Annotated in this window: 18 protein-coding genes; 3 read left to right on the top strand and 15 right to left on the bottom strand. The window is 64.1% G+C overall.

Translation table 11 applies throughout. The features are described 5' to 3' along the window. Positions 1 to 77 precede the first annotated feature (77 nt). Positions 78 to 791, top strand: coding sequence for a response regulator (locus H4V96_RS11895; RefSeq protein ID WP_280720954.1), 714 nt, complete (start codon positions 78 to 80; stop codon positions 789 to 791). After that, on the top strand, positions 788 to 2,167 hold the full coding sequence (locus H4V96_RS11890) for an ATP-binding protein (RefSeq protein WP_280720953.1): 1,380 nt from the start codon (positions 788 to 790) through the stop codon (positions 2,165 to 2,167). Before H4V96_RS11895 ends, H4V96_RS11890 begins: the two co-directional genes overlap by 4 nt. 19 nt (positions 2,168 to 2,186) lie before the next feature. Here the strand turns inward: H4V96_RS11890 and H4V96_RS11885 are convergent, their stop codons facing one another. The 7 genes from H4V96_RS11885 to H4V96_RS11855 form a co-directional block, all read right to left on the bottom strand. Further along, complete coding sequence (locus H4V96_RS11885; protein WP_196855116.1) at positions 2,187 to 3,032, bottom strand: universal stress protein; 846 nt, start codon at positions 3,030 to 3,032, stop codon at positions 2,187 to 2,189. Between the two features lie 31 nt (positions 3,033 to 3,063). Then, positions 3,064 to 4,881 carry an alpha/beta fold hydrolase gene (locus tag H4V96_RS11880; RefSeq protein WP_196855117.1) on the bottom strand — a complete coding sequence of 606 codons (1,818 nt, stop codon included), beginning with the start codon at positions 4,879 to 4,881 and terminating at the stop codon, positions 3,064 to 3,066. 62 nt (positions 4,882 to 4,943) lie between these two features. Next, a complete protein-coding gene (locus H4V96_RS11875; RefSeq protein ID WP_196855118.1) occupies positions 4,944 to 8,498 on the bottom strand; it encodes a PAS domain-containing hybrid sensor histidine kinase/response regulator in 3,555 nt (1,184 codons plus the stop codon). Next, on the bottom strand, positions 8,495 to 9,640 hold the full coding sequence (locus H4V96_RS11870) for an FIST N-terminal domain-containing protein (protein ID WP_196855119.1): 1,146 nt from the start codon (positions 9,638 to 9,640) through the stop codon (positions 8,495 to 8,497). Before H4V96_RS11870 ends, H4V96_RS11875 begins: the two co-directional genes overlap by 4 nt. Positions 9,641 to 9,654: 14 nt before the next feature. Then, a complete protein-coding gene (locus H4V96_RS11865) occupies positions 9,655 to 10,713 on the bottom strand; it encodes an HD domain-containing phosphohydrolase (protein ID WP_196855120.1) in 1,059 nt (352 codons plus the stop codon). A 52-nt stretch (positions 10,714 to 10,765) separates the two neighbouring features. Further along, complete coding sequence (locus tag H4V96_RS11860; RefSeq protein ID WP_196855121.1) at positions 10,766 to 11,269, bottom strand: chemotaxis protein CheW; 504 nt, start codon at positions 11,267 to 11,269, stop codon at positions 10,766 to 10,768. Between the two features lie 81 nt (positions 11,270 to 11,350). Then, positions 11,351 to 11,500 (bottom strand): hypothetical protein, encoded by a 150-nt coding sequence (locus H4V96_RS11855; RefSeq protein WP_196855122.1) that lies wholly within the window; start codon positions 11,498 to 11,500, stop codon positions 11,351 to 11,353. Positions 11,501 to 11,893: 393 nt separating this feature from the next. Between H4V96_RS11855 and H4V96_RS11850 the strand changes: the two genes are divergently transcribed. Continuing rightward, a complete protein-coding gene (locus H4V96_RS11850) occupies positions 11,894 to 12,157 on the top strand; it encodes a hypothetical protein (protein WP_196855123.1) in 264 nt (87 codons plus the stop codon). 114 nt (positions 12,158 to 12,271) lie between these two features. Here H4V96_RS11850 and H4V96_RS11845 read toward each other — a convergent pair whose 3' ends face one another. From H4V96_RS11845 to H4V96_RS11810, 8 genes are all read right to left on the bottom strand, one after another. Next, positions 12,272 to 13,558 carry a DUF445 domain-containing protein gene (locus tag H4V96_RS11845; RefSeq protein ID WP_196855124.1) on the bottom strand — a complete coding sequence of 429 codons (1,287 nt, stop codon included), beginning with the start codon at positions 13,556 to 13,558 and terminating at the stop codon, positions 12,272 to 12,274. A 77-nt stretch (positions 13,559 to 13,635) separates the two neighbouring features. Next, positions 13,636 to 15,033: an amino acid permease gene (locus tag H4V96_RS11840; RefSeq protein ID WP_280720951.1), complete on the bottom strand. Its 1,398-nt coding sequence runs from the start codon at positions 15,031 to 15,033 to the stop codon at positions 13,636 to 13,638. 188 nt (positions 15,034 to 15,221) lie between these two features. Further along, positions 15,222 to 17,015 (bottom strand): MFS transporter, encoded by a 1,794-nt coding sequence (locus H4V96_RS11835; RefSeq protein ID WP_280720950.1) that lies wholly within the window; start codon positions 17,013 to 17,015, stop codon positions 15,222 to 15,224. A gap of 38 nt (positions 17,016 to 17,053) precedes the next feature. Then, positions 17,054 to 18,148, bottom strand: coding sequence for an amidohydrolase family protein (locus H4V96_RS11830; protein WP_196855126.1), 1,095 nt, complete (start codon positions 18,146 to 18,148; stop codon positions 17,054 to 17,056). 3 nt (positions 18,149 to 18,151) lie between these two features. Then, positions 18,152 to 18,919: a DeoR family transcriptional regulator gene (locus H4V96_RS11825; RefSeq protein WP_029496444.1), complete on the bottom strand. Its 768-nt coding sequence runs from the start codon at positions 18,917 to 18,919 to the stop codon at positions 18,152 to 18,154. 35 nt (positions 18,920 to 18,954) lie between these two features. Next, positions 18,955 to 20,298 (bottom strand): D-tagatose-bisphosphate aldolase, class II, non-catalytic subunit, encoded by a 1,344-nt coding sequence (locus tag H4V96_RS11820; protein WP_196855127.1) that lies wholly within the window; start codon positions 20,296 to 20,298, stop codon positions 18,955 to 18,957. Beyond that, positions 20,298 to 21,260 carry an ROK family protein gene (locus tag H4V96_RS11815; RefSeq protein ID WP_010398601.1) on the bottom strand — a complete coding sequence of 321 codons (963 nt, stop codon included), beginning with the start codon at positions 21,258 to 21,260 and terminating at the stop codon, positions 20,298 to 20,300. Before H4V96_RS11815 ends, H4V96_RS11820 begins: the two co-directional genes overlap by 1 nt. Next, entirely contained in the window at positions 21,247 to 22,407 is a 1,161-nt protein-coding gene (locus H4V96_RS11810; RefSeq protein ID WP_196855128.1) for an SIS domain-containing protein, read from the bottom strand. The genes H4V96_RS11815 and H4V96_RS11810 overlap by 14 nt, the downstream gene beginning before the upstream one ends. Between the last annotated feature and the right edge of the window lie 196 nt (positions 22,408 to 22,603).

Raw genomic sequence — 22,603 nt, 5'->3', positions numbered from 1 at the left:
TTAAGAAGTTCTTAACAACCCGCGCTTAAGCTGCCAATATGAACTCCAGACAAGACAGCCGACAGGACAGATAAACGATGCGCATATTGCTGACGGAAGACGACCCCCAGCTGGGGCGGGCCACGCAGATGGGGCTGGAGCAGGGCGGCTATGCGGTCGACTGGGTGCAGTCGGGCGAAAGCGCGCGCACGGCGGTGCGCCTGCATCGCTACGCTTGCGTGCTGCTCGACCTGGGCTTGCCCGGCGAAGATGGCATGCAGGTGCTGGCGGCGCTGCGCCGCAGCGCTTACGACGGGGCGATTTTGATCGTCACGGCGCGCGACCAGATCGCCGACCGGGTCGCCGGCCTGGACGCGGGCGCGGACGATTTCATCGTCAAGCCCTTCGACCTCGATGAACTTGCGGCGCGCATCCGCAGCGCCTGCCGCCGCGCTGCCGGGCGTACGCGCGAAGAAATCGTGCATGGCGATATCGTCATCGATGTCGCGGCACGTCAAGTGCTGCGGGCGGGCGTGGCGGTGCCGCTGACGGGCAAGGAATTGGGCATCTTGCTGATGCTGGTCGAGCAGCGCGGGCGCGTACTGAGCCGTGTGCAGCTCGAAGAGGGTATCTACAGCTGGGGCGAGGAAATCGACAGCAATGCGCTGCAGGTGCATATCCACCATTTACGGCGCAAGCTGGGCAAGGCGCTGATTCGCACCGTGCATGCCATCGGCTACAGTATCGACAAGCCCGACAAGCCCGACAAGCCCGATATGCCCGCTATGCCAGATACGCAGGCGCGTCCATGATCCCCGCCATCCCAGGTATCGCGGGCGCATGGTCGCTGCGGCGCACGCTGCTGGTCGTGCTGCTGGGATTGACATTCACTCTGTGGGGCTTCAGCGCCATCATCGTGTATCTGGAAGCGGGGCGCGAAAGCCAGGAATTGTTCGACCAGTCGCTGGCCGAGACGGGGCATTTGCTGCTCGCTTTGGCCGAGCACGAGGTGCAGGAACATGGCGTGAGCGCGGCGCTGGTGATACCGGTAGCGCAAAACCGCAGCCATCGCCAGTATCTGCTGTTCCAGGTGTGGGATACGCAGCGCCGTCTGCTGTACAAGAACGCTGGGGCGCCAGACCAGGCGTTCGCCGCGCCAGCCGAGATTGGCTACAGCTGGCGCAGCAACGCAGGCGGCCAATGGCGTATCTACACGAGCTGGAATCACAGCGGGAAATTGCAGATCCAGGTGGCCGAACCGGCCAGCCATCGCCAGGAAATCAGCAGCCGTTTCGCCCTCAAACTGCTGGCCATCGGACTGCCCATGGCGGCCATGGCGGCGCTGGCCATCTGGTGGAGCATCAACCGCGTGTTTCGCGCCTTGCGTCGCTGCGCCGATGAAGTGGCACTGCGCACGCCCGACGATCTCGCCAACGTCAGCGTAAGGGGCGCGCCCATGGAGGTGCAGCCGCTGCTGCAGGCGATCAACCGCCTGTTCGTGCGCGTGCGCCAGACGCGCGAGCAAGAGCAGCGCTTCACGGCAGATGCCGCGCATGAATTGCGCACGCCACTGGCCGCTATCAAGACCAACTTGCAGGTCTTGCAGCGCGCCCGCAGCGATGCGCAACGCAGCGAGTCTGTGACGGGCCTGGGCCTGAGCGTGGACCGCGCCACGCGCCTGGTGGGACAGTTGCTGACGCTGTCCCGGCTCGACCCGCAGTCGCAGCCGTCGCCCGAGCTGCCCGTGCTGGACCTGGCCGTCGTGCTGGCCGAACAGCTGCCCGCCTGGATGGCGCAGGCGCAGCGCCAGGAGTTGCTGTTGCAGGCTGACCTGGCTACGGCGCCATGTCGTTTGCAGCAGGACCATGTCCTGATACTGGCGCGTAACCTGATGGACAATGCCATGCGCTACACCCCGGCCGGTGGCACGCTGGCGCTGTCTTGCCGCAGCGAGGCCGATGGCGTGCTGCTGTGCGTGAGTGACACGGGACCGGGCATCGCCGAGCACTTGCGCGAGCGCGTGTTCGAACGCTTTTTCCGCGCCGCTGGTGCGCACCAGCCAGGCAGCGGCCTGGGTTTGTCGATCGTGCGGCGCATCGCCGAAACGCATGGCGCCAGCGTGCAGCTGGACGCCGGGCCCGATGGCACGGGCCTGGTGGTGACGCTGCGCTTTCCCGCGCCACGTTAGCCACGCTAGCCCGACCTTGTCAGTGCGATACCAGCACCGGCAAGGTCATCTCTTGCAGCACGCTGCGCGTGACACCGCCCAGCAGCGCTTCGCGTAGCCGCATGTGGCCATAGCAGCCCATCACCAGCAGGTCGCAGCGCCGCTGCGCCGCCATCGCCAGCAGGGCCGTGCCCACGTCCTGGCCCGGCGCTGTGTCGTGCTGCAGTACCTCGACGTTGACGCCGTGGCGTGCCAGGTACAGGGCCAGGTCAGCGCCCGGCTGCTCGCCATGCGCGTCGGGCTGGGCATGCGAATTGACGACCGCCAGGGTCACCTGCTGCGCGCCTTGCAGCAGCGGCAGTGCATCGGTGATGGCGCGCAGCGCTTCGGCGCTGCCGTTCCAGGCCAGCAGCGGATGCTGCGCGGCGCCCGCTGGCGCAGCATCGGCTGCATGCGGCACCATCAGCACAGGCCGGCCGCAATGGAGCATCAGGTATTCGGGCGTGCCGGCGATGACGCGCGATGGCGTATCTTGCGCGTCGGTCTGGCCCAGGATCAGCAAGTCGCAATAGCGCGCCTGCAGCAGCAGCGCGCCTTGCGCATCATCGTCGACAAAGCGCGTTTCGTAGCTACCGAGGCCCTCTTCGCAGGCGATGCGTTCGAACTCGTGCAAGGCCTCGCTGGCCTGGGTGCGCAGCACCTGCATCTGCGCCGGCGCGAATTGCAGCGCGTTGACGCCGCCGCCGTACGCGTAGCGCGAGAGGCCGCTCATGGCAGAGCCGATCAGGTGGGCGCCTTCGGCGATGGCCAGGCGCACGGCCAGGCGGATGCGTTGGGCGCTGTGGCGCGAATTGTCTACGTGGACCAGCAGGGTAGTGTAGGGCATGGTGTTTTCCTCGGATGTCAGGTATCGGTAATCAGGTTTGCAGCACATACGTGCCCGGCGCATCAGCCAGGTCGGGGCCCATGGCCGGCGGCGCCACCTGCGTGCCCGAGCGTTCTGCCAGCCAGGCTTGCCATGCGGGCCACCAGGAGCCGTCGTGGCGCGGCACGTCGCGTTGCCAGCTGTCCGCGTCGAGGTAGGGCGCGTCATGACGCTGCGTGGCCAATTGGTAGCTGCGGTGCGTCTGGCCTGGTGGCGAGACCACGCCCGCGTTATGGCCGCCCGAGGTCAGCAGGAAAGTGACGTCCGTATCGGTCAGCAACTGCAGTTTGTAGACCGAGCGCCATGGCGCCACGTGGTCCGTCAGCGTGCCGACGGCAAAGATGGGCGCATCGATGTCGGGCAGGGCGATGTGGCGCCCTGCAGTGCGGTAGCGACCTTCGGCCAGGTCATTGTGCAAGAACAAACGGCGCAGGTATTGCGCATGCATGTTGCAGGGCATGCGCGTGGCGTCCGCATTCCAAGCCATCAGGTCGCTGTCCTGCTCCTCGATGCCCAGCAGGTAATGGCGCAGCCGGCGCGACCAGATCAGGTCGTTTGAGCGCAACAGCTGGAAGGCGCCCGCCATCTGCCGCGTATCGAGGTAACCTTGTTTCCACATGGACGCTTCGAGAAAGCTCACCTGGCTCTCGTCGATGAATAGCGACAGTTCGCCCGGTTCCTTGAAGTCCACCTGCGAGGCGAGCATGGTGAGGCTGGCCAGGCGCGCGTCGCCGTCGCGCGCCATGCTTGCGGCGGCAATCGCCAGCAGGGTGCCGCCCAGGCAGTAGCCGGCCGCGTGCACCTGCGGCGCGCCCGTGATGCGCGAAACGGCGTCGAGCGCTTCCATCACGCCCAACTGGCGGTAGTCTTCCAGCGACAGCTCGCGGTCTTCTTCGCGCGGATTTTTCCATGAAATCATGAACACTGTGTAGCCCTGCTCCACCAGGTAGCGCACCAGCGAGTTGTGTGGCGACAGGTCGAGTATGTAGTACTTCATGATCCAGGCCGGCACGAATAGCAGGGGTTTGGCATGCACGCGCTCTGTCGCCGGCGCGTATTGCAGCAGCTCGATCAGCGCATTGCGGTAGACCACCTTGCCCGGCGTGACGGCCACGTTGTCGCCTGCCTTATAGTGGCGCTGGTCGGGCGCATGCGCTCCCATGGCGGCGCGGCACCAGTCTTGGGCCAGGTGCTGTGCGCCGTTGGCCAGGTTGGCGCCGCCGCTTGCCAGCGTGGCCTGCTGCACCACGGGATTGGTCAGCATGAAGTTCGACGGTGCCAGCATGTCGAGCCACTGGCGCACGGTGAACGTGACGACATCGGCGTGGTGCGGCGAGACGCCGCGCACGCCCGTGGTGGCGCGGTGCCACCATTGCTGCTGCAGCAAGAAGCCCTGGTAGAGCAGGTTGTACGGCCAGCGCTGCCAGGCCGGGTCTTCGAAGCGCCGGTCTTGCGGCAGCGGCGCGATGCACGGCGGTGCGCTGGCGCTGCCGGCCTGGGCCAATTGCAGCGCGGATTGCAACGCGTACTGCTGCCAGCGGCCGATGTTCTTCCACGCTTCCTGCAACAGGGCTTGCTGCTTAGATGGCGCCAGCGCCAGGTGGCTGAGCCAGTCGGCATAGGCATTGCCCAGCGCGGCTGGCGAAATGGTGCCCGTGAACTTGCCCAGCCAAGCGTTCAGCAGCAGGTCCAGATTGGCGCCTTCCGGCGCACTCTCCGGATAGCAGGCCCCCGCTGCGCCTTGCCAGGCACTGCCCTGGCGCTCATAGTCAATTTTTTGCCCCACGTTTGCCATCTGTGTCTTGCTCATCCAGGACTCCTGTCATTTATTTGCAGGATAGCAAGAGCTTGTTCAAAAAATTATGATCTACATCAAGTTTGCCCGGATGCGTGCCATAGCTTGCTTGCCGTCTGGATGGCCGTGCCCGTTTGCTGCATGAATAGGCGTAACTGCTCCTCAAACGCATCTAGGCGCGCCAGCAACGTCGTTTGTGGCGCCTTTGCCGCTTCGCGCTCGATGGCTGCGGCGATGGCGACGGCGGGGATGGCATGGAAGTTGGCCAGCAAGCCGGCCAGGGTATGTGCCTGCCGGCTCGCGGTGGGCCGGTCGCCCGCTTGCAGTGCTGCGCGCAAGGCGGCCAGTTGCTGCGGCAAGTCGGCGAGGAAGGAAGCGCCGATGATGCCGATCACTTCGGCATCGGCATTGGCCAGCGCGGCACCGTAGTCGAAGCGTGGCGCGCTGTCGCTTGGCGTCACGACCAAGGGCTCGGCTGGCGTCATGGCGGGCGCGAGTGCGGGCTTGCTGATTTGCAACACATGCTGCTCGATCAGGCTTTGGAAGGCAGCGGTGCGGAAAGGCTTGGACAGGTAGTCGTCCATGCCGCCGGCGATGCAGCGTTCGCGGTCGCCTTCGAAGGCGCTGGCCGTCATGGCGATGATGACGCTGCGCGCCATGCCTTGCGCTTCGCGCTGGCGTATCTGCGCGGTGGCTTCGAAGCCGCCCATCTCCGGCATCTGCAAGTCCATCAATATCATGTCGAAATGGCCGCTGGCCTGGCAGTCGAGTGCTTGCTGGCCATTCGCCGCATGCGTGACCCGGTGGCCCGCATGCGACAGCAGCACGGTGGCCAGTTCGCGGTTCATGGCATTGTCTTCGACCAGCAGGATGTCCAGGCTGGGTGTACCTTCGCGCACGCCATGCTGCGTTACAGCGGGCGTAGCGCTGGGCGCGCCGCGGCAGGTACCCAGCACGCTCATCGTGATGGCGAGTAATTCCTCGGGGCTGGCCGGCTTGAGCAGATAGCCCTCGATGCCCAGTTCGCGGCAGCGCGCCGCGTCGGCCAGGTTGCCGCTGGACGATAGCATGACGATGGGTACCTCGCTCCAGTGCGGCAGTGCGGCCAGGGCCGATGCCGTACCGAAGCCATTCATGCCGGGCATGGCAAAGTCCATGATGATGCAGTCGACCGGTAGCGCGCTGCGGCAATGCTCGAGCGCTGCCTCGCCCGATGTACAGGCGGTAACGGCGGCGCCGCTGCCTTCAAAGATCTGGCGCAGGATACTCAGGCTGCTGGAATTGTCGTCGATCAGCAGGAGCGTCCGCCCCGTCAGCGAGGCGTCCGGTGGCGTCAGGCAAGGCTGGTCCTCGCCGATGTTCAGGGCCAGGTCCACCGTGAAGCTGCTGCCCTTGCCCAATTCGCTCGACAGGCCGATGCTGCCGCCCATCATGCTCACCAGCCGGCGCGTGATCGACAGGCCCAGTCCCGTGCCGCCGAAGCGCCGCGTGGTCGAGCCGTCTTCCTGCTGGAAGGCGTCGAAGACGGCTTCTTGCATGTCGGCGGCGATGCCGATGCCGGTATCGCGCACGCACAGCTGCACTTGGGCTTTACCGTCGTCGCAGGCGCCCAGCCGGGCACTGACAGTGACCTCGCCGTGCGGCGTGAACTTGATGGCGTTGCCCGCCAGGTTGGTCAGTACCTGGCGTAGCCGGCCAGGGTCGCCGAGCAAGGTTTGCGGCAGCGCGGGGTCAACGTCGAGCACCAGTTCCAGACCGCTGACCTGGGCCCGCACGGCGAGGGCGCGCATGCTTTCCTGCATCAGTTGGCGCAGGTTGAAGGGTATGCTTTCCAGGGTCAGCATGCCCGCTTCGATCTTCGAGAAATCAAGGATATCGTTGATGATACCCAGCAGGGCGTCGGCCGAAGCCTTGACGATCTCCAGGTATTTGCGCTGGTGGATATCGAGTTCCGAATCGAGAACCAGGTCCGTCATGCCCAGGATGCCGTTCATCGGCGTACGGATTTCGTGGCTCATGTTGGCCAGGAATTCACTTTTTGAGCGGCTCGCTGATTCGGCCACTTCCTTGGCCAGCAGCAGCGCCCGCTCAGCCGCCTTTTGGCTGGAAATGTCGACGATGGTGCCCACCAGGCCCTGCAGGCTGCCGTCGGACTTCAGCAGGGCCGCCTTGCTGATCAGTACATCGACCTGGCGCCCACCGACGGTCATGCGCTCTTCATAGGTCTGATTGCCCTTGTCGAGCATCAGGCGCAGGTCTTGTTGCGCCACCTGCTGCGCTTCTTGCTGCGGCAAGATGTCGGCTGCCGTCTTGTGCAGAATGTCTGTTTTGTCTAGCTGGAAGAAGGCGCAAAAGGCGCGGTTGGCGCGCAGGTAGCGGCCCTGACCATCTTTCAGGCACAGGGGAATCGGAATGGTTTCGATCAGCGCATCGACAAAGTTGAGGTTGTGGCGCAGCTCGCGCGTCGCCAGGCGCCGCTCGGTGATGTCGGTCAGGCTGCCGGTGACGCCGGCCAGCCGCCCCTGGCCATCGCGTTCGGCGCGCGCGCAGACGTCGATCCAGCGCACATTACCGTCCTCGTTGATGTAGCGCGCTTCATGGCGCATGCTCTCCATCTCGCCATTGAGCAGCTGGGACAGTCCGGCTGCGGCGCGGTCGCGGTCGCGCATATCGATGAATTGCAGCACATTCTTGCCGATGCTGTCGGCGATGCTGAAACCGGTAATGGCGTGCCAGGCGGGGTTGAGGAAGGTCCATGCGCCGTTCAAGTTGGTGCGGAAGACCACTTCATTGAGGCTGTTGACGACGTTGCGGTATTCGCGCTCGCTTTTCGCGATGGCCACGGCCATGCGCTTGCTGTCGCTGATGTCCGTGCGGATGGCGATGTATTGATAGGGCTTGCCGGCGGCATCGAGGAAGGGCACGATAGTGGCGTCCACCCAATATTGCTCGCCGTTCTTGGCGTCGTTGCAGATTTCGCCATGCCATACCTGGCCCGCGGCGATAGTTTTCCACAACTGTGTAAAGAAGGCCTTGGGATGCGTGCGCGAATTGATCATGCGGTGCGTATTGCCGATCAGTTCTTCGCGCGTGTACCCGCTGATGGCGCAGAACTTGTCGTTGACGTAAATGATGACGCCGGCCGTATCGGTGATGCTGACAATGGCATGCTGGTCCATCGCAAAGCGCTGGTTTTGCAGTTCGATGCGGCGCAGTTCCTGCTGTGACACCAGCTCTGCGAGCAGCACCGAGAGGCCCTCGATGTCGCTTTCTTGCGGCAGGTGCAGGTCGGAATCGTCGTTGTCGCGCAGTCGCATGGCTGCCACGCGCAGCAATTGCAGGACGCGGTTGCGGCTGGCCAGTTCCGTGCGCAGCAGGTCATTCGTCGTACTCAGTTCCATCGAACTCAGTTCCAGGCTGCGCGAGCGCAAGTCCAGGTCGCGCTCGTATTGTTCGTAAGCGTTGTCGATGCGCAGCAGCAGGGCCGGCAGGCCGGCCAGGAAGCCGGCCAGTTCGCGCGGCATGTCCGCTTGCGCGCCCAGGGCCTCGGCCTGTGCCAGCAAGGCGATGCGGGCGCTGTCCGAGTCGATATCGCAAACGCGGTTCAATTGGCGTGCCAGGGTGCGGTTCATGCTTCGCTCATGACAGTGACGGTCATCGTCTGGTTATGCAGCTGGCACGCGCCATGCGGTTGCGAGATGCCGATTTCACCGTTCGAGTAAAAACCGGCGATATGGCTGGCACCGTTGCCCAGCAAGTCGGCGACCGCTTCGACTTCTTCTTCGACCCGGTCGCCCATGACCAGCTTGCGCCCCACGCAGCTGACCAGCAGGGCCAACTGATCGCCGACCGCATCGGCATGCAACTGGACGCCGCGCGCGGCTATTTCGGCCCCGTCGATGAGCCGGTTGGTACTCGAATGCATCAATTTCAGGTAGCCGTCGGCGAGGATGTCACCGGCCAGGGTCAGCGAACCCTGTTCTTCGTCGACGGCGAGGATGGTGCGGAAGACCTGGCTTTTTTCATGCGCGGCCGAGAGCATTTCAAACGGGAACAGCAGGCCCGAGCCGGGCAGGGCGCGTGCATGCTCGCCCAGGTACAGCTTGTAGATATCCAGCGCCCGCGCGCCGTCGAGCCCATACAGCACGTTGTCGACACTGCGCGTCACCTTGCGCGCCGGGCCGAACGCCTCCCAGCCGCCATGGCTGCCGTAGCCGAGACGGATATGCTCGCCGTACAGGCCGACGGCGACGATGGTGTTGTCGGCTGTACCGCGCGGACCCAGGGTCCAGGTCTGGCGGAAGGCGCCGCCGTCGGCGGCCAGCCCGCCCGATACGGTCACGCCCGGTGGCAGATTCGCTTGCAGGCCGGCGATGAGCGCACTGCCGTTGATGGCCACACCGGTGCCCAGCATGAACACCGCCTTCAGGTCGTCCTGCGGCAGCGCCTGGGCCAGGCGCTCGCCCGCGTCATGCGAGTCGGCCATGTCGCAGATGATGGCGTCGGCGATGGCCACCGTCGTGTGTTTGAAGTCGATGGCGGTGATGACGCAACTGTCGTCGTAGACGCGCTTGCCGGCGATTTCGCCGGCCGTGGAGCAGCCGGCGATGACGGCGCCCGGTAACTGGCGGCGCAGTGCCGCCGTCAGTTCGGGGCCGGTGAAGTAGGCGCAGGCGCCAAAGACCAGCACCAGCTGCGGCTGCATGGCGGCCAGGGGCGCCAGCACGGCATCGATGTCGGCACGGTTTTTCAAGATCAGTTGTTGCACGCGCATGGCAGGTTCCTCGCTTACAGTGATTGGGCGTGGTGCTCGATGGGGTCGGGCAGGCTGTTGCGGATAGTAAGCACCTCGTCCCAGGCGACCAGGAAGGCGTCGGTACACCGTGGGCAGAAATGGCTGCCCTTGTTTTGCTGCAGGAACAGGCGCGCCTGCTCCACTGGCCAGGCTCGCTTGTATGGGCGTTCCGAGCTGAGCGCATCGAAGACGTCGGCGACGGCGACGATGCGCGCCGACAGCGGTATCTGTTCGCCCGCCAGGCCCCGTGGGTAGCCGCTGCCATCGTATTTTTCGTGGTGGCCGCAGGCGATTTCCTCGGCCAGCTGGATCAGTGGCGAATCGCTGCCGGCAAGGATATGGCCGCCGATCTCAGCGTGCTGGCGCATGATGGCCATTTCCTCCGGGTCCAGCCGCCCCGGCTTGCGCAGGATATGGTCGGGCGTGCCCAGCTTGCCCACATCGTGCATGGGCGCAGCCTTGAGCAGCATTTCCTGCCACTGCGCATCCATGCCCAGGTTTCGGGCGATCAGCGCCGAGTAGCGCGCCATGCGCATGATGTGCGCACCTGTTTCGGGGTCGCGAAATTCGGCCGCCCGTGCCAGGCGCGTGACCAGCTCCATTTCGCGCGCCGTGACATTGGCGATGGCCTCGCTGACTTCATGTTCGAGCAGCTTGGCGCGGTCAGCCAGCATGGTTTGTGCCGTGCGCAGGGCCAGCAGATTGCGCACGCGCAGGCTGAACTCTATGGTGTCGACGGGCTTGGTGAGAAACTCCGTGACACCGAGCGAAAAGGCTTGCTTGCGCACGGCGCGGTCATTCTCGGTGGTGACCATGATGATGGGAATGTCGGCCATGCCCTGCATCTTGCGGAAAATGCTGAGGAATTCGTTGCCCGACAGGTTGGGCATGCGGTAGTCGAGCAAGACCAGATCCGGTACGTGCGACTCGCACCAGTGCAGCGCATCGATAGGGTCGCTCATGCACACGGCTTCGGTGCTGCTGGCCTTACGGGCCAATGTCGATAGCAAGTTCAGGTTGGTGTCGTTATCGTCGACGATCAGGATGCTCATGGGGTCTCCGGCGTAAGTCGGTCAGGTGGCGGTGCAGAATGGGCTGGCTGGCTCACGCCGCCAGTTTGCCCAGGGCTTGCATGCCCAAGCCTGACAGCAGGCTGTCCATATCGAGCACGATCAGCATGCGTTCATCGACGCTGCCGATGGCCGTCACATGGCCGGCTATCGTCGAGCCGTGCAGTTGCGGTGGGGGCTTGATCTGTGCCGGTGCCAGCTGCACCACATCGGCCACGCGGTCGACGACGATGCCGCTGGCACCATGCGCGAAGATGAGGATGATCACCACCGTTGAAGCGTCATATACGGGCTCGGCCTGGCCCAGCGCGATGCGCAGGTCGATCAGCGGCACGATGCTGCCGCGCAAGTGGATGAAGCCCTTGAGCAAGGCCGGCGCATTGGCGATGTGGGTCACGGCGTTATAGCCGCGGATTTCCTGCACCAGGCCGATGTCAATCGCGTACTCCTCATTGTTCAGGCCAAAGACCAGCAATTCACGGGCGCCCTCTTGTGCCAGCTGGCTCTCTGCTGCGGCACGTGCCGTGGTGTTTTCCATGTGTTTGCTCCTGTCAAGTGATGCGTGATGCATAAAGATGCGAGGCTTGCCTAGTAATCAAACTTGTAATCAAACTTGTAATCAGACTGGTTCGACGCGTGGGCGCAGATTGCTCTTGGCCTGCTGTGGTGAGGCGCCGGCTTGCATGAAGCCAGCTTTCCATTCGCGTTTGCCAATATCGACGGTGCTGGCGGCGGCGTCGAGCGGGCGCAAGGCCAAGAGGCTATGCATGGGCTTATCTCCTACACAGAAGGCAAAGATATCGGGTGATCGCAGCAAACATGGCTGGCGTAATGCCTTGATTTTGCGCTAAAAGAGATCATACATCAAATAAAAATGATTTAAACAAATATTACGATTATGATGATTATATTTGGTTTTTTGTACACAGAAAAAATGCAGGCCTTGACGAAAATGGCAGTGTGTAGCTGCCCCTTTCACTGAGGGGCCGGGAAGATCTTTCGCGCCTGTCGCTTGCTGATTGATAGGGAAAACTATTTTTTGTGGATTTATTTGTTGTATTTGATAAATTTATGCGCCAAACTCCAAAGATGCAGTGCGGCACGCGCGTGGTGCGTCCGACCTGGCATGCCAGTAGGGTAACGCTGGATGGAGGAAACGGACATGCGTAGGAAAATACCGACAATGGGCAGCGAAGCTGTGTACAGGGATCGGCGGCCGTCTGGCTCGATGCGCGAGGCGCAAGAGTCGGGTGCGGGCCTGTTGCGCTCACCGGTGCGGCGCCTGAAGCTGATCGCCTACCTGGTCCTGCTATTGGCGCTGATACCGGCAGCGACCTGCATGGCCATGGAGTGCGCCGGCATGCCGATGTTGTTCAGTACCGTGTGCGGCGTGGTGGCATGTGCGGCCCGAGCTGGGGCGCCTTAGCCGCCTGCAGTTGCTGCTGCTGATCCATGCCATGCATGCCAGTGCTGCAGCGCGTGTGGCCGTGTCGGATCGCGCCGGCGGAGCGCCGTGAGGTGCCGTACGGACAAATAGCGTTTAAAAGGCATGGCTGAGGGCGTAAATTAGCAGGCCGGCCAGGCCGCCCACGATGGTGCCGTTGATGCGGATGAATTGCAGGTCGCGTCCGATGGCCAGTTCGATGCGCTCGCTCATTTCTTCCTTGCTCCACAGGTCCAGCCGGCCGGCGATGAAGGCGCCCACTTCGCCCCGGTAGTGGCGCACGAGAGCGCCGCTGCCGGTGACGATGGCGTCGTTCAGCCATTGCCGTGCAGCCGCATCCGCGCCCAGCAGTAGGCCCGTCTTGCGCGCCAGGCTGGCGATTGCCTGCGCCAGCACGGGCTGCTCGGCGTGCAGGTCGGCCAGCAGGCGTGTGCGGATATGCTCCCACAGCGTGCCCAGCGTGGCTTGCAGCGTGTCGCTGGCGATCAGCTGCAATTGGTAGCGGCGCAGCGTCACTTGCCAGTGCGGATCGGCCTTCAGGTGCAGTGCGCTGTCGGCGATCCAGCCGGCGATGCGCTGGCGCAGCGGGTGTTGCGGATCGACGCGCACGGCGACGGCAAGCTTTTGCAGCGAGGCGAGCATGCGCGGCTCATACGCTTTCAAGGCTTTTTTCACCAGCGCGTTTTCGATCTGGAAGGCGCCCAGCACGAAGTCGCCGATGGCGGCGTGGTGGCGCTCATCGTCCAGGTAGGCGGCACTGCGGTCAAGCAAAAAGTCCAGCAGCTCCTGCGGCTTGCCGTCGGCGATCAGCGCGTCGATGCAGTCGGCTGCCACTTGCGATAGGTTCAATTGGCCCAGGTAGCTGCTGGCCTGTTCACGCAGCAGCCGGCCCACGGTGTCGTGGTCGGCCATCGCCAGCAACTGCCTGGCGAGGCCGGCGCTGGCGCTAGCGAACTGCTGCGCGTGCGCAGGCTGCGCCAGCCAGTCACCCAGGCGCGCGGCGGGATCGGCTTGCACGATGCGCTCGGCGATGCCTTGCTCGGTAATGAAATGGTTCTCCACGAAGGCGCCCAGGCTGCGGCCGATGTCCGTCTTGCTATTGGGAATGATGGCCGTATGCCACAGCGGGATGCCCAGCGGGTGGCGGAACAGGGCGACGACGGCGAACCAGTCGGCAATCGCCCCCACCATAGCCGCTTCGGCGAATGCTTCCACATAGCCCCAGGCGGGATGGCCGCCGCGCTGCGAGCGGGCGACGGCAAACACCAGGGCGGCGAGTAGCAGCAAGCCGACGGCCAGCCCTTGCATGTTGCGCAGGCGCGCGCGCTTGAGCTGGTCCGTGCTCTGCTCGAGCTGGGCGATGAGGTCGGGGGAAGGTTGCATGGATGGCGGCCTGCACAGGTTGCGAGACCGCCATCTTAACTGGCGCAGCGACACAATATGTCGCTGCAAGGGACTTTTTACTGCGCCGGGTGCAGCAGCGAGCGCCGGCGCGCGTAGCTGAAATAGATGACCAGGCCGAGCACCAGCCAGATGCTGAAAGCCATCCAGGTCACCCAGCTGAGGAAAGTCATCAGGCCCACGCACAGTATCACTGCCAGCGCCGGTACATACGGTACGCCAGGGCAGCGGAAGGCGCGCGGCAAGTCGGGACGCTTCTTGCGTAGCACCACCACGGCAATCGACACCATGGTGAAGGCGGCCAAAGTACCAATGTTGATCAGCTCGGCGAGGATGTTGAGCGGGATCACGGCAGCGATCAGACCGAAGACGATGCCGACCAGCCAGGTGGCGAAGAACGGCGTGTGGAAGCGCGGATGCACGCTCGACAGGCGCTTGGGCAGCAAACCGTCGCGCGACATGGCGAAGATGATGCGCGTCTGGCCGAAGGCCATCACCAGGATCACGGTAGTCATGCCGAGAATGGCGCCCAGGTCGACGAAGCCGGCGATCCAGTTTTCGCCCGCATACTGCAGGGCCAGCGAGACGGGATGGTCGACGCCGAGGAATTTTTGATATGGCACGATGCCCGTCATGATGGCTGACACCACCACGTACAGTACGGCGCACACGGCCAGGGAACCGATAATGCCGATCGGTAAGTCGCGCGATGGCTTCTTGACTTCCTCGGCGGCCGAGGTAACGGCGTCAAAGCCGATGAAGGCGAAGAACACGAGGGCCGCTGCGCTCAGCATGCCGTGGTAGCCGAATGGCATATAGGGCTGCCAGTTGGCCGGTTGTACGTGGCGCGCACCGAAAATGATGAACAGCAGCACCACGCCTACCTTGATGGCGACCATGATGTTGTTCAGGCGCGCCGATTCGCGCACGCCCCATCCCAGCATGGCCGTCAGCAGCAGCATGATGACCAGGGCTGGCAGGTTGATAAAGGTGGTCACGCCGGGCAGGGCGCCTGGCGCGGCCGTCAGGGCTGCAGGCAGGGTGATGCCAAAGCCCGCCAGCAGTGACTGGAAGTAGCCAGACCAGCCGACGGAAACGGCGGCTTCGGCCAGGCCGTACTCGAGCAGCAAGTCCCAGCCTATCATCCAGGCGGCCAGCTCACCCAGGGTGGCATAGCTGTAAGTGTAAATGGAGCCGGCCACCGGCACGGTGGAGGCGAATTCGGCATAGCACAGGGCGGCGAAGCAGCAGGCGACGGCAGCGACGACAAACGAGAGCGACAGGGCGGGGCCGGCGGTCAGCGCGCCGGTGCCGGTGAGCACGAAAATGCCGGTACCGACAATGGCACCTATGCCCATGAGCACCAGATCGAAGGGCCCAAGCACTTTCGCCAATCCTCCCGGTTTCTTGCTGTGGGCGATCATGTCATCCAAATTTTTGGTTCTAAATAAGCTCACTTTTTCTCCTGGTAATCTTTGTCATGGCGCCATTGCCGCCCCGTAAGTAGCACGGCGCAGCCAGATTTTAGCCCAGCCGGTGGTTTTTCCAGAAGAAAAACTCTACAGTGCCGTGCGCATCGGTCTGCAAACTTGTCCGGCAGCTTAAAAAGCCCCGCGATGCTGCACCTGCACAATAAGGCAGGCGGCTACCTGGCGAAGTGCGCTTCTATTTCTTCCAGTGTCTTGCCCTTCGTCTCGGGTAATAAAAATGCTGCCGCCAGGAAATACAGCACCGTGCAGCCGGCGCCAAAGAAGAACAGCGTCGAGTAGCCATGCAAGCCTACCGTCGGCAGGAAGATGGCGGCGATCACCGTCGAGACGAACTGGTTTACCAGCAGGGCGATGCTCATGCCGTTCGAGCGGATGCGGGTAGGCATCAGCTCGGACAGGGCCAGCCAGACGCACACGCCCGGTCCCACGGCAAAGCTGGAGACAAATACGCAGATGGCAACGGCCACCAGCCAGCCATGCGTGGACGAGGGCACTGGGCCCAGGCTGGCCTTCTCGATGCGCAGCGGCGCTTCGCGTCCGGCGGCCGGGTCGGCGAATGGGTTCAGGTGCAGTTTGCGGAAAAACACGCCGATCACGCTGTCAGGCTGCACGGCGTCCGCGCGGGCGATGCTGACCTGGCGCAGCACCGGGTCGTCGCTGCGCAGGCTTTTCACGTTGCTGAACGGGCCATAGGCGTAGGCGATGGTCAGCTGCTGCGGCGTGCCGTCAGCCGCCGCGCCCAGCGCTTGCAGGGTGGCGCTGTCCAGGTGCAGCGTAAGAGCATCCGCTTGCGCTTGCGCGGCGATGGCCGGGCGCACGTCAGCCAGGTGCGCTTCGGCGCCGCGAAACAGCAAACCGGCCGCCAGCAGCGAGACGACGATGCCGCCCGTGCCCAGCATCAGCAGGAATTTTCGGCCCTTGCGGTCGACTAGCAGCACCGCCACCACCGTCATCACGGCATTCAACACCTTTAGCAGCACGTCCGCCATGTTGGCCGAGGCACCGGACAAGCCTGCCTGGTTAAGAATATTGACGACATAGGCGAGGATGGAATTGATGCCCGTCGCCTGGGTGCAGGCGAGGATCAGGCAAGCGAGCAGGAAGGGCAGCATGTAGCGACGGCTCAGCAGCGCCTCCTTGGGCTTGTCCTTGCCGCTCGTCTTGGCCGCATTTTCGGGCGTAGCGAGCATGTCGCCCAGTTCCAGGTCGGCAGCAGCGGGCAGGCGCGTGCGCAGCAGCGAGTCGCGCGCCTGTGCGATGCGGCCGCGTTGTGCCAGCCAGCGTGGCGATTCTGCCAGCAGCATGGCGCCGATGGTAAATACCAGGCCAGGCGTCAGGCAGACCCAGAAGATGCTGCGCCAAGCGTGGTCCTTGGCCGTGAAGATGGCGGCGCTGCGGCCCGCTTCGGGCAAGGCTTGCGCCGCTTGCGTGGCCGTCTCCACCGTCTGTGCCTGCTGCAGGCCGATCAGGGCAGCGGCCACCAGGCCGATGGTCAGCAGCAGCTGGAACAGGGCGGCGCCGCGTCCGCGCTGTTGCGCGGGCAGGCATTCGGCCAGGTACAGCGGCACGACGACGCCGATCAAGCCGCCGCTGATGCCTTGCAGCAGACGACCCAGCAGCAGCGGCGTGTAGCCGTCGGCCAGGGCGATCAGCGGGATGCTGGCGCTGAACAAGGCACCAGCGAGGAACATCACCCAGCGCCTGCCCAGCATATCGGCCAGGGCGCCGGCGAACAGGGAAGAAAGGACTGAACCCAATAGCACGGCGGCGACGATAAAGCTCAGCTGCTGGGCCGTCAGTTTCCAGGCCACCGAGGCCGTCGATTCCAGGTAAGGCAGGGCGCCGGCGATGATGCCGATGTCTATGCCATACAACAAGCCTCCCATGCCGGCAATAAATAGCAGGTAGCGCATGGCCCACACGGGGGCCTTGTGTGACGTGTCGTGCATGAAAACTCCGGGACGGGGTTGAGGTAGCTTGAGGTGCTTTAGCGGGTGGAAAGATCGATGGCCACGCCTTCGACGAAGACCGACACGGGCTGCAAGTTGGCATCGAGGACGACGATATCGGCCCAGGCGCCCGGCGCCAGGCGGCCCCGTTCGGATTCGCCCAGGTAATCGGCGGGATACAGCGACAAGCGGTTCGAGGCGTCGGCCAGGTCCAGGCCCAGGTCGACGAAATTGCGCAGGGCCTGGTCCATGGTCAGCACGCTGCCGGCCAGCGAACCCGTTGCCAGGCGCACGCAGCCCAGGCATTTGTAGACGCGCTGCGTGCCCAGGCCATATTCGCCGTCCGGCATGCCGGTGGCCGAGGTGGCGTCCGTGACGCCGTACAGGCGCGGGATGGCGCGCAGGGCCGCGCGCAGGGCGCCCTTTTCCACGTGCTGCAGGTCGGGGATGATTTCCGCGTATTGGGCATGCGCGAGCGCCGCGCCCACCATGCCGGGGTCGTAGTGCGTCATGCCCGTCATGCCGTTGTACAGGTGGGTGAAACCGGAGACGCCGGCTTTCAGGGCCGCCACGCCTTCGTCATACGTGCCGGCGCTGTGGCCGATCTGCACGCGGATGCCCATCGCCACCAGTTGCGGGATCAGTTCCAGGTGGCCGGGGATTTCCGGCGCCATGGTCAGCACCTTGATGGGGGCAATGGCGTGAAAGCGTTGTACCTGCGCCAAGCTCGCTTGCACCACGTCGGGCGGCTGCGCGCCCAGGCGGTGCAAATTTAAAAACGGCCCTTCCAGGTGCACGCCCAGCATGCGTGCGCCGTTGGCGGGGCGTGCGGCGATGACGCCGGCCAGGCCTTGCAGGGCGCGCAAGATCGACGGCTCCCTGGCCGTCAGGGTGGTGCCCAAGAGGGCCGTGGTGCCGTGGCGCGCATGCACCTGCGCCACGCTGGCGCCGGCGTTTGCGCCTTCCATGATGTCGACGCCGGCGGCGCCGTGTACGTGCAGGTCGATAAAGCCGGGCAAAATGGTCAGCGCGCTGTCGGCGGCAGTGTCTTCTTGTATCTGGACGATACGCCGGTCAAAGGCGATGCTGCCCGTGATCCAGCCAGAGGGGGTAAGGATTCTGCCGCTCAGCATGTGTTATTCCGCTATAAAAAGTTCGATGCCCAGCTTTTGCAGCCCTTCGCGGTACTCCTGGCTGATGCTGGCATCGGTGATGACGATATCGACGCGGTCCAGTTGCACGATGCGGTGCAGGCTGACGCGGCCGAACTTGGAGGCGTCGGTGAGGACGATGATTTTCTTTGCCCGTTCCACCATCTTGTGGTTCAGGCTCGCTTCCGCTTCGTGGTGGGTGGTCACGCCGAACTGCAGGTCGAAGCCGTCCACGCCCAGAAACAGCTTGTCGAAGCTGTAGGCTTGCAAGCAGGTTTCGGCCTGGCTGCCCTGGATCGACAGCGACTGCTTGCGTAGCAGGCCGCCCGTGAGGATCAGGTCCACGCCGGGTGCGTCGGCCAGTTCCCAGGCGATGTTGAGGCCATTCGTGGCCACCGTCACGCCGGTCGCGTCGCGCAAATGGCGCGCCAGCGAAATGGTGGTGGTGCCCGAGTCGATGATGATGTTATCGCCCGCTTCCACCAGTCGCGCCGCATAGGCGCCGATGCGTTCCTTTTGCGCGTGGTTGATGGCATCCTTCTGACTGATCGTGTGTTCAAGCGGCGGCGTGCGCGTCAGGGTCGCGCCGCCGTGGCTGCGCGTGGCCATGCCCTGCGCTTCGAGCGCATTCAAGTCGCTGCGGATGGTGACCGCAGACACGCCAAGCTTTGCCACCAGATCGGTCACTTGCACCGAGCCCTGCTGGGTAAGCATTCGAAGGATGGATTCACGGCGTTGGCTGGTATTTCGCATGGTGGCGGGCTCAGTAAAAAATGAAGATATCGAGCTTAACAGATAGCCGCTTCGGCAACGACGGGGACGGCCGTATTGCGGTTGCAGGCGCGCGCATATTGCGCCAGCAAACTGCCGATCTTGTGCTCGATCAAGGCCGATGCCTGCGCTTTCAAGCTGCCCTGCACCACGGCTTGGTACTGCTGCGGCAAATGCTGGCTCAACAGCGGTAGTGGAATCGCCAGCGCGTCCAGGTTGGCCAGCAGTTTGGCGACGCTGGCCACCACTTCCGGCTCGCCCCAGTAATAGCGGCAGCGGTCGCTCAAGCCGTAGCGACGCATCAATCGCTGTTCCTCCGGCGTACCCAGGTAGTGCTTGATCCAGTGCTTGGGCTTGGCCAGCATCACCTCGTCTAGCACCTGCATCAGCTGTGAAGTGGCGTGCGCCGGCAGCAGTTCCTGCTCGATCTGGCACAGCGCGTACAGCGCCTCGCGCAGGGCGAAGGTGGCGGCCGGGCCCACTTTCAGGATGGCGAAATGGTCGCGCACCATGGCATGCAGGCCTGATTCGCGCTGGTAGTCGGTGGAGTGGGCTTCGAACACCAGGCCAGGCTGCTCGCCAATAAAGGCCGACAGTGTGGCGGCCGCCGGCGCAGCGTAGTGCTCGATGCTATTTTGATCGAAATCGACGCCCGGCTGCACCACCATGGCGATGACGCGGCGCCACGCGCCATGCAGATCATTGTCGAGGAAGGCGCGGCGGTGCACGTCCAGGGTGCGGCGCGCCGCCTGCGCACTGGTGACGGCGCCGGCTTGCGCCAACGATGCTTCGCCACCGGGTATCGGCACTTCCGTGCCGATCACGTAGACAGGCGGCGCGAAACCGGCCGCTGCTGCCGCCGCTTCTGCGACGATGCACAGGCGCGCCGAACGGGCGGCCACGGTTTCATCGTCGAGTTGCAAAGGGTCATCCAAGCAGCGCATGCTGCAATCGAGGTGGATTTTATGGAAACCGGCCGCCGCATACGCGGCGATCAGGGTTTCGGCGTGGGCCATCGCGGTAGCGGCATCGAGGTGCTGCCAGGCGTTCGGGCCCAGGTGGTCGCCGCCCAACACCAGGCGCTCAGTCGGAAAACCCTGTTCGCGGGCCAGCGCCAACATGCTGTCGCGGAAAACGTTGGGTGTCATGCCCGTGTAGCCGCCGAATTGATCGACCTGGTTCGAGGTCGCTTCGACCAGCAGCACGGTGTCGTACTCGCTGGCCACGCGCATGGCGGCGCGCAGCACGCTCGGGTGGCTGCAGCACACGGCATACAGTCCCACGCGTTCGCCGCGGCGGTGCGCCTTGATCACTTGCTGGATCGGGGACAGGGTAAAGGTCGGGTTTTCCACTTGCTTCATTATATTGACGCCTTCGTATGTTGTCGTATCAAAAGGGCCGCGCCGCGCGCGCCGCCGGCATCGCCAAAGTGCGGTGGCAAGATGGGCGGCACGTGCACGCCGGGGAAGAGATGGCGTTTGACTGCCACCGGCAGTCTGTCATACAGGTGGGGCAGCTTGGACAGGCCGCCACCGAGCACAATGACGTGCGGGTCGTAGGCCAGCACCAGCCCGGCCAGCGCGTGGCCCAGCACGTCGAGGTGCACCTCCACCGTGCGCTTGGCCACGGCGTCGCCCATATTGGCGCGTGCGACGATGGACAGCGTGGCCAGCGGTTCTGTGCCTTCGCCGCCAAAGTGCGCATATAGTTTGCTCATGGCGGGGCCGGAGACATAGCGTTCCAGGCAGCCCGTCTTGCCGCATGCGCAGCGATACTCGGCCAGGCCGTGCTGCGCCAGTACGCTGGCGGGCAGGCTCCAGTGGCCCCATTCGCCAGCCACGCCGTTAAAACCGCGCAGCAACTGGCCGCCCACGCAATAGCCGCCGCCAGCACCCGTGCCGAGGATGGCGCCAAACATGCTGGCGCTATTTTTGGCCGCGCCACCTTGCGCTTCCGACAGGGCGAAACACTGGCAATCGTTGCCGATGGCGACAGGGCGCTGCAAGGCTTGCTGCAGCGTTTGCGCCACCAGGCGCCCGTTCAGCGCGGGCACGTTCGAGCTCAGTTGTCGACCGCTGCTGCTGTCGATCACGCCGGGCAAGCCTATGCCCACAGCTGCCGTCGTGCCCAGTGCAGCGTCGCCGTGCGCCACCAGGTCGACGACCGCCTGCACGAAGGCGCTGAAATCATCGCCCGGCGTGGCCACCCGTTCGCGGAACACTTCCGTCAGCGCGCCGTCGCGGTCTGCAAAGGCCACCAGCTCCATCTTGCTGCCGCCGATGTCGATGCCGTGGTAAGCCGCTATGTGATTAGAATTGCTCATGGCCATAGATGGTGACGCCCTGCACGACACGGTTGACGATGCCGCCGGCGAATGGATTGTCGGGACGCAGTTGCAACAGTGCAGACTGGTGCAGTGCATATTGCTGCGCCATCAGCAGCCACAGCGGGGCCAGCCAGGCGTCGGGCCAGGCCTGCGCGTCGGGCGCTAAGTTGGCAGATAAGTTGGCAGATAAGTCGCCGCCGATGCCCACCGTCAGGCAGGCTTGCGCCACGCCGTCGCGCTGCAGTTCTTTTAATAGATCGTCCTCGTACTGGCGCGCCAGCGGCTTGCTGCTGCGCAGCAGGATGACCAGCGATTGCGTGGTGACGGCCGATTTCGGGCCATGGCGGAAACCGAGTGGCGTATTGGCCATCGCCATCACGCGGCCACCCGTCAATTCCAGAATTTTCAGGGCTGCTTCCTTGGCCAGCGCTTCCAGCGGGCCGCTGCCCAGGTAGAACACGCGCTGCACGGGGGTGTTGCCCAGCTCCGCCACCGGTGCCGACCAGTCGCGCAAGGCTTGTTCGCCCAGCTGCGCCAGGGTCTCCAGGCGGGACAAATCCGTGTCCTTGCCCAGCACCGACAGGGCCGCCAGCAGCATGCTGCTAAAGCTGCTGGTCATGGCGAAGCCGCGGTCGCAACTGCCTTCCGGCATCAGCAAGTTATACGTGTTGGCGTCGTTGGCGCCCTGGCGCGCCAGCTTTCCTTCGGCGTTGCAGGTGATGTTCAGGAAACGCGCGCCGGGCACGACCTGGCGCAGCAGCTCCACGGCCGCCAGACTTTCGGGGCTGTCGCCGCTGCGCGCAAACGAGACGAGCAGGGTGGGCGCAGCCGCTTCCAGGTACAGCGCATGGTGCGTCAGCAAGGTGGTGGTGGCGATGGCGCGGATCTGCGCTGGCCAGGCCGCATTCAGGGTGTCGACGACGATTTCGCCCACATAGGCCGAGCTGCCGGCGCCCGTCAGGATGACGCGCTGCTGCGGGTTGGACAGCGCATCGCCGAGGAAGGCGGCCAGGCTCGCTTGTGCGTCGCGCAAAATGCTGCTCAGCGCGCGCCAGATAGCCGGCTGGTGGGCGATTTCCTCGGCCGTGTGCAGGCCGCCGATGTCGCGCCAGGTTTGAGTGTCACGCTGAAGTAGGGTAGTCATGAGAGGTCAGTAAAGTGTTTGTTGGAGAAAGCATAGGCACTAAATTTCGAAAAGTCAAATACGAAAGTAAAACGAAAGTAAATTATTTGGTAACTTGCGAAATAATGGTGTTTTACGGGGCTGGAATGCGGTGGCAGCGCCGCATGAAATGCCGTAATGGGGGCGGTTGTCGCTGAAATGCCACGATAGTGAAAGT

Source organism: Janthinobacterium sp. CG_23.4 (assembly GCF_029892305.1).
Lineage (GTDB): Bacteria > Pseudomonadota > Gammaproteobacteria > Burkholderiales > Burkholderiaceae_D > Janthinobacterium > Janthinobacterium lividum_D.
Note: the sequence above shows the minus strand (reverse complement) of the source record. Positions and strands in the feature narration are given on the sequence as shown.